The organism is Bacillus sp. 41-22 (assembly GCF_025809295.1).
GTDB classification, from domain to species: Bacteria; Bacillota; Bacilli; order Bacillales; family Bacillaceae_G; genus Bacillus_A; species Bacillus_A mycoides.
In genome coordinates this window covers 3,866,773-3,879,664 of record NZ_CP084035.1, presented here as the reverse complement: position 1 = coordinate 3,879,664, position 12,892 = coordinate 3,866,773, and the positions used below count along the sequence as shown (strand labels likewise).

At 32.6% G+C, this 12,892-nt stretch carries 15 protein-coding genes; 10 read left to right on the top strand and 5 right to left on the bottom strand.

Translation table 11 applies throughout. The features are described from left to right. Positions 1-18 precede the first annotated feature (18 nt). Entirely contained in the window at positions 19-252 is a 234-nt protein-coding gene (locus LCF45_RS19710) for a phage holin (RefSeq protein WP_002014824.1), read from the bottom strand. A 162-nt stretch (positions 253-414) separates the two neighbouring features. Here LCF45_RS19710 and LCF45_RS19705 point away from each other — a divergent pair, with 162 nt between their 5' ends. Together LCF45_RS19705 and LCF45_RS19700 are read left to right on the top strand one after the other, a co-directional pair. Then, positions 415-1,068: a diguanylate cyclase domain-containing protein gene (locus LCF45_RS19705; RefSeq protein WP_263893315.1), complete on the top strand. Its 654-nt coding sequence runs from the start codon at positions 415-417 to the stop codon at positions 1,066-1,068. Between the two features lie 550 nt (positions 1,069-1,618). Continuing rightward, the gene (locus LCF45_RS19700) at positions 1,619-2,281 is read left to right on the top strand and encodes a YkyA family protein (protein WP_263893314.1); all 663 of its coding nucleotides are present in this window, start codon (positions 1,619-1,621) and stop codon (positions 2,279-2,281) included. A 32-nt stretch (positions 2,282-2,313) separates the two neighbouring features. Here the strand turns inward: LCF45_RS19700 and LCF45_RS19695 are convergent, their stop codons facing one another. After that, the gene (locus LCF45_RS19695) at positions 2,314-2,772 is read right to left on the bottom strand and encodes a YkyB family protein (RefSeq protein ID WP_002014827.1); all 459 of its coding nucleotides are present in this window, start codon (positions 2,770-2,772) and stop codon (positions 2,314-2,316) included. Between the two features lie 141 nt (positions 2,773-2,913). Here LCF45_RS19695 and LCF45_RS19690 point away from each other — a divergent pair, with 141 nt between their 5' ends. Next, the gene (locus LCF45_RS19690) at positions 2,914-4,488 is read left to right on the top strand and encodes a Ppx/GppA family phosphatase (protein ID WP_050551294.1); all 1,575 of its coding nucleotides are present in this window, start codon (positions 2,914-2,916) and stop codon (positions 4,486-4,488) included. A gap of 108 nt (positions 4,489-4,596) precedes the next feature. Beyond that, positions 4,597-6,705, top strand: coding sequence for a polyphosphate kinase (locus LCF45_RS19685; protein WP_002014829.1), 2,109 nt, complete (start codon positions 4,597-4,599; stop codon positions 6,703-6,705). Between the two features lie 166 nt (positions 6,706-6,871). Here the strand turns inward: LCF45_RS19685 and LCF45_RS19680 are convergent, their stop codons facing one another. Together LCF45_RS19680 and LCF45_RS19675 are read right to left on the bottom strand one after the other, a co-directional pair. Further along, positions 6,872-7,108 carry a hypothetical protein gene (locus LCF45_RS19680; RefSeq protein WP_002014830.1) on the bottom strand — a complete coding sequence of 79 codons (237 nt, stop codon included), beginning with the start codon at positions 7,106-7,108 and terminating at the stop codon, positions 6,872-6,874. A gap of 97 nt (positions 7,109-7,205) precedes the next feature. Beyond that, entirely contained in the window at positions 7,206-8,063 is an 858-nt protein-coding gene (locus tag LCF45_RS19675; RefSeq protein ID WP_002014831.1) for a metallophosphoesterase, read from the bottom strand. Between the two features lie 195 nt (positions 8,064-8,258). On the opposite strand from LCF45_RS19675, the gene fadH reads away from it, so the two are divergent. The 3 genes from fadH to LCF45_RS19660 all read left to right on the top strand — a co-directional run bounded on the left by fadH (position 8,259) and on the right by LCF45_RS19660 (position 11,167). Beyond that, positions 8,259-9,023 (top strand): 2,4-dienoyl-CoA reductase, encoded by a 765-nt coding sequence (gene fadH / locus LCF45_RS19670; RefSeq protein WP_002128892.1) that lies wholly within the window; start codon positions 8,259-8,261, stop codon positions 9,021-9,023. 254 nt (positions 9,024-9,277) lie between these two features. Continuing rightward, positions 9,278-10,495, top strand: a complete 1,218-nt coding sequence (locus tag LCF45_RS19665; protein ID WP_002128891.1) for an EAL domain-containing protein — start codon at positions 9,278-9,280, stop codon at positions 10,493-10,495. A 183-nt stretch (positions 10,496-10,678) separates the two neighbouring features. Next, complete coding sequence (locus LCF45_RS19660; protein WP_002128890.1) at positions 10,679-11,167, top strand: DUF3993 domain-containing protein; 489 nt, start codon at positions 10,679-10,681, stop codon at positions 11,165-11,167. Between the two features lie 25 nt (positions 11,168-11,192). Here the strand turns inward: LCF45_RS19660 and LCF45_RS19655 are convergent, their stop codons facing one another. After that, positions 11,193-11,429 carry a glutaredoxin domain-containing protein gene (locus LCF45_RS19655; RefSeq protein ID WP_002014835.1) on the bottom strand — a complete coding sequence of 79 codons (237 nt, stop codon included), beginning with the start codon at positions 11,427-11,429 and terminating at the stop codon, positions 11,193-11,195. A 232-nt stretch (positions 11,430-11,661) separates the two neighbouring features. Between LCF45_RS19655 and LCF45_RS19650 the strand changes: the two genes are divergently transcribed. The 3 genes from LCF45_RS19650 (at position 11,662) to LCF45_RS19640 (ending at position 12,826) form a co-directional block, all read left to right on the top strand. Continuing rightward, complete coding sequence (locus LCF45_RS19650) at positions 11,662-11,898, top strand: YkuJ family protein (RefSeq protein ID WP_000055151.1); 237 nt, start codon at positions 11,662-11,664, stop codon at positions 11,896-11,898. 185 nt (positions 11,899-12,083) lie between these two features. Next, a complete protein-coding gene (locus tag LCF45_RS19645; protein ID WP_002033828.1) occupies positions 12,084-12,233 on the top strand; it encodes a hypothetical protein in 150 nt (49 codons plus the stop codon). Between the two features lie 74 nt (positions 12,234-12,307). After that, positions 12,308-12,826 carry a ribonuclease H-like YkuK family protein gene (locus tag LCF45_RS19640; protein ID WP_002033829.1) on the top strand — a complete coding sequence of 173 codons (519 nt, stop codon included), beginning with the start codon at positions 12,308-12,310 and terminating at the stop codon, positions 12,824-12,826. Positions 12,827-12,892 lie beyond the last annotated feature (66 nt).

The window sequence follows — 12,892 nt, the reverse complement described above, 5'->3', positions numbered from 1 at the left end:
GTGCGAAAGGTTCCTTCTTTAATGAAGATTGTGCTTCTTGAGTAATTTCTTTTGTTCCACTCCCTTTTTTCCAATATAGTTATTTTTGTATCCAAAATATAGAATGAATAGAAATGAAATAACATTTACTATAGCGTCAATTTGATCGTTTGTAATGAAGTTTATTCCGAAAGAGTTAAATAGTAATTTTAATGATAACAAAAAGCCAGCTAGTAAGCGCATAATATCTAATAGATTTTCTTTTTGAGGCATATAGGTCACTCCTTCCTAAAAACGATATATAGTATATATATGAAATAAAATAGAAAAGGTATACAAGCTTAAGTAGAAATGTACATTAAATATGTACATTTTTTATTTTATAGAAAAACATTATTGTTATAGAAACATATATTGGTATAAAAGGAGGAGAGTATGAAACATAAAGGGAAAATTAGTGGGTTATTACTTGGGAACACAGTTGCGGTTACAGAATGGATTGCACTTCAGGATGTAATTGCTAAGCTAGATTCGAGATCATTTTTAACCGTCTTTATTATTTATATATTGCAAATGATACTAAGCTATTATTTTGGACATTGGTACGATAAAAGAACGAATACGCGTGTAAATATTGAAGTAGGAGGAATGACGAATAACGATTTTGTCGTTGATTTTTTTGGAAAAGTAGCTGCTTTATCAGAAAGAGATTCTCGTAATATTACAGTGTATATTCTTTCCGTAAAAGAATGGGATGTATTAAAAGCCACAGTGCAAGAAAAAAAGTTAGATGAGCTAGTCCAAAGAGTAGAACGTACAATTGTAAAGACAGTTCGAAAAGGCGATGTAGTTACGAGGTGGGATGAAAATAAATATGTTATCGTAGCTGTTGATAATGGCTATGAAAAGTCAACAATAACAAGTAGATTAATCAAAAATATTCAAAATGAAATAGCGAATGATTTATTAAGTGTCACACTATTATTTGGGGCTGCAAGTTATCCTATAGAAGGGAAAACTTTTGAAGATTTGTTTAGAAAGGCACAAAATCAATTGTATAATTATAGAAACTTGCAAAGTCATGAATGAAACTTTGATTTAAAGAAGTATGATATAAAGATTTTTTGTAACATTTTTTTGTCTTTTGTTACAAGAAAACTTTTTTTTGTAACAAAAGTCTTTAAAAATATATGAAATCAGCATATAATTGTGTGTGGATGTGTCAATGCATTTTGCACAATGTTTTCAGTTTAAAAGTGTAGAGGAAAACATGCTCTACACTTTTCCTTTTTAAGAAATTAAAAGAATCTTTGTAAGAGTTGCGAGGTCCCCTTTGCACTATGTAAAATGGACAAAGAGGTTATTTGATAGAAAGTGAGAAAGGGAATGATAGACGTGAGAGGTCAACGATCATCTTTTATCAGGTGAAACATTATAGTGTTTCTTGCAGTAGGTAAGATTAAGGAAAATACCTTTATGTTTTAAGACATTACATAATTTTAAGTACGAAAATTGTACAAGCAGTATAAATAATTATTGATGATCTTCGTAAAAAGATGCGAGCGTGAAATAGCTAACGAAGTTACATGTTTTTCATGGGATTTTTGGCACGATGGTCGTTTATTAATAGGGGGAAAAGATGTTGAAATATAATAAATTAGCAATTGTAACTGCATTATCAATGACTTTACTAGCTGGTTGTTTTGGCCCAAAACCAGAAGAGGAGCTATATGTTGCATTTGAAAATGCTGCCAAGCAAGAAAAAACAATGTTTGAAGATGCGAAAAAATTAGAGTCATTAGAGAAAGAGGGTCAAGTATTATATAATCAAATTGTCCAAGAAGGAAAAGATAATAATCAGGCTGTTAAGGATAAGCTTGATCAAGCGGTGAAAAATACAGCTGAACGAGAAAAAGTTCTTATTAAAGAAAAAGAGGCGTTAAATAAAGCGCAAGAAGAAGTGAAGTCAGTTGATAAGCATGTGAAGAAAATTGAAGATAATAAATTAAAAGAACAGGCTGATAAAGTAAAGAGTACTTATGAGAAACGACATGATTCATTCCAAAAGATGTACGATAGCTATAATAAATCTTTAAAGCAAGAAAAAGAATTATATACAATGCTACAAGATAAAGGTACAAAATTAAAAGATATTAGCGAGAAAGTAAAGGTAGTAAACCAAGCATATAAAGATATTGAGACAGAAAAAGATAAGTTTAATGAATATACGAAATCATATAATACAGAAAAAGTTGCATTCTATAAACAAGCTAATATTAAAATTAAGGAAGATAAAAAATAAAACAGTTTGGCCTAATATTAGGCCAAACTGTTTTATTTTTTTGTATAGGTACGGCTATACCATGGAACTGGTTCGCTTAATTTTTTTTCCTGTTTTAATGCTTCAGGACCAATATAATCTTGAAGTGTTTTTTTTGCTATTGTTAAAGATAAGGTTGTTTTCGGATTTCGATAGGAGGATTCAAGGTGACCAAGATGCGGTAGGGTGCGAAAATCATCTTTCGTAGGAGGGATATGGAAAAAATAATCACCTAAACGTATAAGAACATCGGATTGTTGTTGACTAAAACGTGGATTTCTAGAAAAATGTAATCCTTCTTTGATAGCCTTTTTTTCAGTAATTAAGCGTTCTAAAGCAGTCTTTTTTAACCAATATAAGTACTTAGGGTTAGTTGCAGCTTTAGCATGACGATTCACAACGAAAATAGATTGAGCTAGTCTATTAATAGAATGTTGATTATGCAATGGAGATTGTGGTTGTGAAGGTTTCATATTGACTCTCCTTTCAATTTTTCCTTATTATAGCATAAATAAAATGGGTTTTTATTATATGCAAAAAGTAATTGTATATATTTTCAATATTAAAGCAATATTGTTACAAAAAACAACTATTTTGTATAATAGTGATAGAATATGTTTCAGAAATTTGATAATGAAAGAGTGAGAAGTTTGAAAGAAATATTAAAATTACAATATGCCATTATAGATATTGGATCTAATACAATGCGTTTAGTTATTTATGAAAAGCAAAATGGAGGTTTTTATAAAGAAATTGAAAATACGAAAGTGGTTGCTCGGTTAAGAAATTATTTAATCGATGGTGTTTTGAATGAAGAAGGTAAAGAAGTATTGTTACAAACATTATTTCAATTTCAAGAAAGTACAAAATTCCATCAGTTGCATCATGTACTTTGTGTTGCAACGGCAACAATTAGACAGGCTGAGAATCAAGAAGAGATTAAAAAACTTGTTGAAGGACAAACAGACTTTACTCTTAGAGTATTATCAGAATATGAGGAAGCACGTTACGGCTATTTAGCAGTTATGAATTCTACTTCGTTTTCGGAAGGAATAGCAGTAGATATTGGTGGCGGAAGTACGGAAGTTACATATATTAAAAATAGAGAGATTTTAGAGTACCATAGCTTTCCTTTTGGTGCGCTTTCTTTAAAACATCTATTTATTAAAGGTGATATTCCTACTAAAGATGAATTAGAGGAAATTCGAGAGTATTTAGAGTGTCAATTTCGAACGTTACCATGGTTAATTGATAAGAAATTGCCTCTTATTGCAATTGGTGGTAGTGCGAGAAACTTAGCGAAAATCCACCAAAATTTAACAAACTATCCTATAGCGGGAGTACATTTATACAAAATGAAAGAAGAAGATATTGAAAATGTAAAAGGTGCATTGGAAAAACAATCGTTTATCGAACTTCAGAAAATGGAAGGATTGGCAAAAGATCGAGCTGATACAATTATTCCAGCGGTTGAAGTATTTCATAAACTTGTAAATATTACAGAAGCAACGGCATTTGTATTAAGCAAAAAAGGATTAAGAGAAGGTGTTTTCTATGAAGAGTTGACGAAAGATTTAGGGATTTCATATTATCCGAATGTAGTTGAAGAAAGCTTACATTTGTTATCACACGAATATGAAATGGATATGGAATTTGTCATTCAACTTATTAAACATGGAAGATTGATTTGTAAACAACTCGAAGAAATGGGACTGATTTCTGTTTCAATAAAAGACTGGGAAGCATTCCATCAAGCAGCGAAAGTATTTAATATTGGAAAATATATAGACGAAGAAGCGAGTCGTTTACACACGTTTTATTTATTGGCAAATAAAACAATTGACGGCATGATGCATAAAGATCGAGTGAGGTTAGCGCTTATTGCATCTTATAAATCAAAAATGCTATTTAAACAACATTTATCTCCATTTGAAGGTTGGTTTGATAAAAGCGAACAAAAAAAAATCCGCCTATTAGGCGCTGTTTTACAATTTTCAGCTGCTTTAAATGTAAGACAAAGATCGCTTGTTGATACGATATCCATAACAGAAAATAAAGAAGGATTAACGTTTAGAATTTTATGTGAGCAATCGGCATTAGCAGAAAAAGTACAAGCTGAAAAACAAAAAAAGCAGCTAGAAAGAGTATTGAAAACAAATATTCACTTATCATTCGAATCAAAACGTTAAGTTGTACGGATGTCTTTACAGAAAATTAACACTTTGGAATATTGTAATTTGATAAAATGAAAGTAACTAAATTATAGTGAAAAAGTTTCAAAGGGAAGTGTGAAGAGAATGGAATTGCTAAAGGGGAATTTAGTAAATTTAAATGATACAGCGTATTATAATAATCGTGAATTAAGCTGGCTAGCATTTAATGAACGTGTATTACAAGAAGCGCAAGATGAAAATAATCCACTATTAGAAAGACTAAAGTTTATTAGTATTTTTAGTTCGAATTTAGATGAATTTTTTATGGTGCGCGTAGCAGGTTTGAAAGATCAAGTAAGTGCGGGATTTAATCAGCCAGAAAATAAAGCAGGTTTAACACCAAAGAAACAGTTAAATAAGATTGCGATAAAATCGCATGAGTTAATGACTGTGCAGTATGAAACGTTTAAAAATTATGTATTGCCAGCGCTTGAACTAGAGGGGATTGAGCGTTTAACATTCCATGATTTGACGAAAGAGCAAAGGGAATTTATCGAGGAGTATTTTGATGAACAAATATTTCCGGTTTTAACCCCTGTATCTATTGATGCGTATCGTCCATTTCCAATGTTATTAAATAAAAGTTTGAATTTAGCTACTATTTTATATGATGAGCAACAGGCTGAGGAAGAAAATCGTACGAAGTTAGGAATTGTACAAGTGCCTTCATTACTGGAGCGTTTCATATTTTTACCGAGTGAAGGGCAAAAACATAAATTTATTTTATTAGAAGATGTAATTAGTGGTTTTACTCATAAACTATTCACAGGATATAACGTATCACCTGTTACTCGTTTCCGTATTACACGTAATGCGGATTTAACGATCCATGAAGAAGGTGCACGCGATTTATTAAAAGTAATTGAAAAAGAATTGAAAAAGCGTAAGTGGGGAGCTGCCGTTCGTTTAGAAGTTGGTAAAGAACACATTGATGAAAGAGTGTTAGCGTTATTGTATGATGTGTTAGAAGTAAAAGATGAAGATGTGTACATGATGGATGGACCGTTAGATTTAACATGTTTATTCTCCTTATATAAAAAATTAGCGCCTTTATATGAACATCTAGTATATCCGGCTCTTATTCCTCAACCTCCTCAAGATTTAGGTGATGAGGAAGATGTATTTGAAAAAGCGATAGAACATGATATTTTATTACACCATCCCTTTGAGTCGTTTCAGCCAGTCGTTGATTTTGTCCGTGATGCGGCAGATGACTCGAATGTACTTGCGATCAAACAAACATTATATCGTGTAAGTGGAGATTCTCCAATAATTCAGGCGCTGAAGGTAGCAGCTGAAAAAGGAAAACAAGTGACGGTATTGGTTGAGTTAAAGGCAAGGTTTGATGAAGAGAATAATGTTCATTGGGCTAAAGAATTGGAACAGGCCGGATGTCACGTTATTTACGGAGTAAGTCACTTGAAAACGCATAGTAAAATTACGTTAGTTGTAAGAAGAAGAAACGGAAAAATTGAAAGGTTTGTACATCTTGGAACCGGAAATTATAATGATGCAACAGCGAAGTTGTATACCGATTTTGGATATATTACATCGCGAAAAGACTTTGGTGTAGATGCAACAAATTTCTTTAATTATTTGAGTGGTTATACAAAAAAACCGCATTTTCATCATTTATCTGTTGCCCCGTTTGATATAAGAGAGCAGTTTATGGAGTTAATAGATGAGGAAATCCGTTATCATAGACAATATGGAAATGGATATATTATCGCTAAAATGAATTCGTTAACAGATAAACCGTTAATAAAAAAAATGTATGAAGCATCACAAGCTGGGGTAAGGGTAGAGCTCATCGTTAGAGGGACATGTTGTTTAAGACCTGGGATTCCGAATGTAAGTGAAAATATTCGTGTAGTTAGTGTTGTTGGAAGATATTTAGAACATAGTCGTATTTATTATTTCCATCATAATGGAGATGAAAAAATATATTTATCTTCAGCTGATTTGATGACGCGAAATATGGAAAAACGAGTAGAAATATCCTTCCCAATTTTAGATATTGAAATGAAAGCGAGAATAAAGGCAATTTTACAGCTGGTTTTAGCTGATAATGTGAAAACACGTGAACAAAATAAAGATGGTGACTATTATTATATAATTAATAGTAGTATAGAAGAAATTGATAGCCAAGTGAATTTATTTAAGATGGCGTATCAAAATACAGACGCTGAATAGTGTGAAAAAAGTAAAAACCTCTTATTGAATTTAAGAGGTTTTTACTTTTTTTCTCTACTCATATATTCTCAAAATGGAAGGATGAGTAGAGAGAATAGTTTTTATTATAGGCGTGTGATGAGTTGGTTCGTTGAGAGAAAAACATTAGAAGAATGGTTGGTTTAAATTAATAATAGTATGGTTGTTGACAAGGCCCTCCGTAACAAGGAAAAGGTGCTGGTGGTGGGAAAGGCGGTGGATAAGGCGGATAAAACGGTCTAGGCCCGAAAGCTAATGCTCCACCGAGCAATCCTCCAGCAATTCCAGCTAGAAATGGAACACCGAAAAATGGAAAGAAGCGTGAGTCGCCTGCTGGGCCAAAAGGTGCTGAACGAACTGGGATTGGTTGATAATATGGATACATGAACAAACCTCCTTTACTGGACTCATTTTTATCATATGGTGGACCAAGCGTGGATGAGCGCGTACAAGGAAGGATATGTAAGGAAATAGGCGAATTGTTACGAATGTTGTAGGATGAAGAGTGTAATTTCAGGTTTTGACATAAAGCGGAATGGGACACGTGTTCTTCCAATACCTCGATTGACATAGAGAGTCAAACCTTGAATGTTATAGAAACCTTCAATATATTCTTTTGCAAGCGACGGGGTAATAATAGCACCTAAAAAAGGAATTTGTACTTGTCCCCCATGGCTATGACCAGAAAGTTGAAGATTGATTGGATATGTAGCGATTTGTGGCGCGATATCTGGTTCGTGAACGAGAACAATTGTATAAATATTTTGTTTTGCATGTTGTAAAGTTTCCGCTATTTTTGGTTTACCCAGTAGCATATCATCGAGTCCGAAAATAGAAATTTCACTATTATCCAGTAAACGAATTCGCTTTTCGCTATTTTGCAAAAGTTCAAATCCAGATTCGCGCATGATGTGATCATAGTATTCAGTTCCATATCCGCCATGGTCGTGGTTACCATAAATAGAAAATTTACCGAAGGGTGCCTGTATATTCTTTAAAATGGATGCAACAAAAGAAGCCTCGGTATATGTTTGGTAATCATCAATGAGGTCACCAGTAAAAAGGACAATATCTGGCTTTTCAGCATTAATCTTGGAAACGATTTGAGATAAATGTTGGAGAGAGAAATAGTATCCTAGATGTAAATCGCTAAATTGAAGGATCTTCATACCATGAAAACCTTTTGGTATGAGCGGTGATTTAAGTGTGTGTTGCGTAAAAGAAAGCAAATAGGGCTCTATATATTTAGCATAATAATAGCCGATGCTTGCGGTTATAAATGAATATAGACAAGTGCGTATTCCAGATTTTAAAAAATTTCTTCTTGTAATTTTCTTCATATACAGGTTACTCGAACCTCCCTTCAGTTTTTTAAAAATATATTTTAAATACTAAAAAAGTAGTATAGATTACGAAAAAAATGAACGAAAAGAAACCTCTTTACGTTAAAATATCAGAAAAATTGAAAAATATAAAGATTTCTATCAAATAAAGTGATAAAATGAATATGTATTCATTTTTTGGAGGGGATGTATGTGAAAGAGAAGGTAGTTATTATAACAGGTGGATCAAGTGGAATGGGAAAAGGGATGGCGATACGTTTTGCGAAAGAAGGGGCACGTGTTGTTATTACAGGGCGTACAAAAGAAAAGCTAGAAGAAGCAAAGTTAGAAATTGAACAGTTTCCAGGGCAAGTATTATCTGTACAAATGGATGTACGAAATACTGATGATATTCAAAAAATGATTGAACATATTGATGAGAAGTTTGGACGAATTGATATTTTAATAAATAATGCAGCTGGAAACTTTATTTGTCCAGCAGAGGACTTATCTGTGAATGGCTGGAATTCGGTAATTAATATTGTATTAAATGGTACATTTTATTGCAGTCAGGCTATTGGGAAATATTGGATTGAAAAAGGTATAAAAGGAAATATTATTAACATGGTGGCAACATATGCATGGGATGCAGGCCCAGGGGTTATCCATTCGGCAGCAGCTAAAGCTGGTGTACTAGCGATGACAAAAACTCTTGCTGTTGAGTGGGGACGTAAATATGGAATACGAGTTAACGCTATCGCACCAGGACCAATTGAGCGTACAGGTGGTGCCGATAAATTATGGATTTCAGAAGAAATGGCTAAGCGTACATTGCAAAGTGTTCCACTTGGTAGAATGGGTACACCAGAAGAAATTGCGGGTCTAGCTTATTATTTATGTTCAGATGAAGCTGCATACATAAATGGAACTTGTATGACAATGGATGGTGGCCAGCATTTGCATCAATATCCATTTTAAAAGGAAAGAAAAATGAATGATTCATTAATTTTTCTTTGGTGAAATGTGACGAAGTTGTGACACGTGAGAGAAATGTGTTTACAAAGGGGAATATATAGGTTATATTTAAGACCTCTTTTTTCTTCATAGTAGAATTGCTAATTCCCCTTAGCATTTTACCCCTCTAATCCCTTCAGGAAAACTGAAGGGATTTTTTATTATTTTTCCGTAAATATCGTGTTATAATTTTTGAAAAGTAAAGGGAGGGAAGCACGTTGATAGATGCATTAGATGTAATGAGTAACTTGGATAAAGTCCTTCCTTATTATCAAGCTATTTTTAGTGCTGATGAGCATACAGTAATTGGATATGAAGTTGTAGGACGTATTCAAACAGAAGAGGGCATACAAAGTTTAGCATCTTTCTTCCATGATGATTCTATTCCGAGTGAGTTCCAACTTGAAGCGGATAACATCATCGTAGAAAAAGCGTTAAATAGGTATTTAGAAACGGATCAAAAATTATTATTATTTATACATCGGAATGCTAATGTATTAATGAATGATGAAGATGAAAGTTTACTTCAACTTTTGCTGATGTATGAAGAACAAGGTTTGAACTTACAACGCATTGTTCTGGAAATAACAGAACATGAATGTAAAGAAGATATAGAACAATTTAATCATTTACTCATGTATTATCGTACATATGGTATTCAAATTTCGATTAATAAAGTCGGAACGGGTACAAGTAATTTAGAGCGTATTAGCGTGTTAGCACCGGATATTTTAAAAGTAGATTTAACAAATTTAAGGCAAACTGCACTTTTACAATCTTATCAAGATATTTTATATTCCTTATCTTTACTTGCTAGAAGAATTGGTGCGACATTGTTATATGAAGAAATTGATGCTTTTTATCAACTACAATATGCTTGGAAAAACGGTGGTAGATATTATCAAGGTAATTATTTGAAAGAATGTTTACCTGATTTTATTGAAACGAATGTTTTAAAAGAGCGACTTGGTAATGAATGTCATCAATTTATTCTGCATGAGAAGAAGAAGTTGCAAAAAATTTATAATTTAACAGAGATGTTACGTGATCGAATTGGTGATGTTCTGTCAAAACAAAAAAAGAATGAAGATATAAATGATTGGTTATTACAATTTAGCCAAAGCATATCACAATATAGTTTTCGGATATTTATTTGTAATGAAGATGGTTTTCAACAATCGGGTAATATTATGAAAAAAGATGGTGGATGGATCATTATGCCAGAGTATTATATGAAGAACTGGAGCTGGCGCCCGTATTTTCTAGAAAATATAATGAAAATGCGTTTTGAGAATAAGGCAAGACTTTCAGATTTATATGCTGATATCGAAACTGGTGAAATGGTACGAACATTTTCATTCCCGATTGATGATGAAAACTTTTTATTTATAGATTTATCGTACGAATATTTATATGAAGAAGATGTTTTATTTTAATGCACGAAGAAATTCGTGTATTTTTTTGTTTGTTTTTATCATAAATTGGTAATAGTGAAAATGATGATGAAAATGCTGTCTATCGTTGTAAAGATTTTACGAACGAAATCATCCCTTTCTTTGCATAATCATTGTTACAATGAATACTACAAAGACAAGCTCTTTTAAAAGGAAGGTGAAAAAATGAAGAAATATGGAATATGGTTTGTTCTATTTATATGTGTTGCCTTTCTAGTTGGCTATAGTGTCACAACTGTTTTAGGAAAAGAAGAAGTGAAAGTGGATCGGAAAGAAGTGTTTACAACGATACAAAAAGGTTATGAGACGCAATTTTCAATCCGCGGGAAGCAAATACCTACGAATAAGATGATAGAGACGTTATCACCATATTTTACAAATAATTTCCTTCAAGTTTTTACAGATGAAAACAGTAGAAATGAAAAACAAAGTGGTGAATATTTACTTCCAGCAAAAGAAGCTCCATTTTCTTTTAATTCAGAAACAAAAATGTCTTATGATGAAGAACATAAAAATTTATATGTCTATGAGCGGACAAAGAGTGGACAATATCAAATTGTGACATTGCAAAAGGATAATGGAAAATGGAAATTAGCAGGGTATCATGAAAGTCAGGAACTGTTGACTGAAATAAAAAGGTTACAACAATTATGAGAATAGGAATAGGTGTCGCCTATTCCTATTCTATACCGAGTAGCTGTTGTAATTTTTCAATTTGAAAACCTGCCACAACTTCTTCGTCAATTACAACTGTTGGAGTTGAATAGGATTCATAGTCATATAAAAGACGATTGCGTGCAGCAGCGTCTTTTTTTATGTCAAATTCTTCATATACAACGTTATTATGTTTTAAAAATTCTTTTACAATGGTACAAGGCGGACAATCAGGTTGTGTATAAACCTCAATTTTTTTCATTGTAATTCCTCCCTTTTTCTGTTGTTTATTATATTCTGCCAGTATAAAAAGCGCAATAAAGAAGTAAAAAGATGCTCTTTCATCTTTTTACTTCTTATTTCGACAAATTTTAGTTGAGTTTCTTGCCAAGAACCTTTATCCTAGATTGTGGAACGTTTTTTCTGTTATGACGGATAGAATGAGTATAGCTGTAAAACCTATTGGTAGGAAGATCAGAGAAAGGAGAGATTTCATGTCTCTACTCCAAGGAATTTTAACTCGACTTGTTAGTCTACAAGAACAAGCTGAAAGCGGTGAAGTAGCACAACGCTATTTTGAAGTGAACGGTGAGCGCAAATGTAGCGTGAAATTTTTCGATAAAAGTGAAATGTATGAGTTAGAAGTGTATCAACAAGGTGAAAAACCTCAAGTGTATCAATTCGATAACATCGATATGGTTGCAATTGAGATTTACGATATCATTTCTTGATACATATAAAAAAGGTACTGCCAAATGGCGGTACCTTTTTTAGTTATATTAATTAATGGGCTATATAGGTAGTAGAAGTTTCAATTTAAGTCGCGATTAAATAAAAGAGTTTTTATAAAGGTATATGTATAGGAATTTTTCATTTTTCCTACAATGATAGTAAATATTAATAGGAGGTGCAAAGGATGGAACGCTTACCGATTGTTATTTGTCCTAATTGTCACAGTCATGCTGAAATTAATCACGTATTAACCGCCCAATCTAATCAAAATGTAATATATACATGTAGGTTTTGTAATTATGTAATTCGAAATATTGAAACGAATAAAGGGTAGTAAGTTATAATTTTTGTTTTTGTCCCATACAATGAGAATACGAAAAGTCTGTCTAATTGAAAGGACGTGACTATGTGGACGGTGAGCATACATTTTATAATGTTTCAGAGAGACATTTGAATTTTGATATGGTATTTAACCGTATTTGTAGTTTCATTGAAAAGGATCCGCGAAATTTATATCGATTATCTATTGGGACAGACTCACAAGCGCATCAAAAGGATACGAGGTTTATTACAGCGATACATATTCATCGTGTTGGAAAAGGAGCATGGGGATGTTTGCATCATAAATCAGTGAAAAATAAGCCAGCAACGTTGCGAGAGAAAATATATTTAGAAACACAGTTTAGTCAAGAAATCGCCTATCTATTTACTCCCAATCATATACAAGCGATATGGGATTTATTGCACCCATACGCTCAAGATGGAGCAGGATTCATAATGGAGATTCATTTAGATATCGGGAATGATGGTTTAACAAAAGAATTTATTTTAGATATGACGATGAAAATTCAAGCAATGGGATTAACAGCAAAAATTAAACCAGATGCTTATGCGGCATTTAGTTACGCAAACAGATATACAAAATAATGTGAAATGATGTCTATATATTCGCAGTCGTTAAGTATTTCTAACAAAAACTGAATATTACATCTG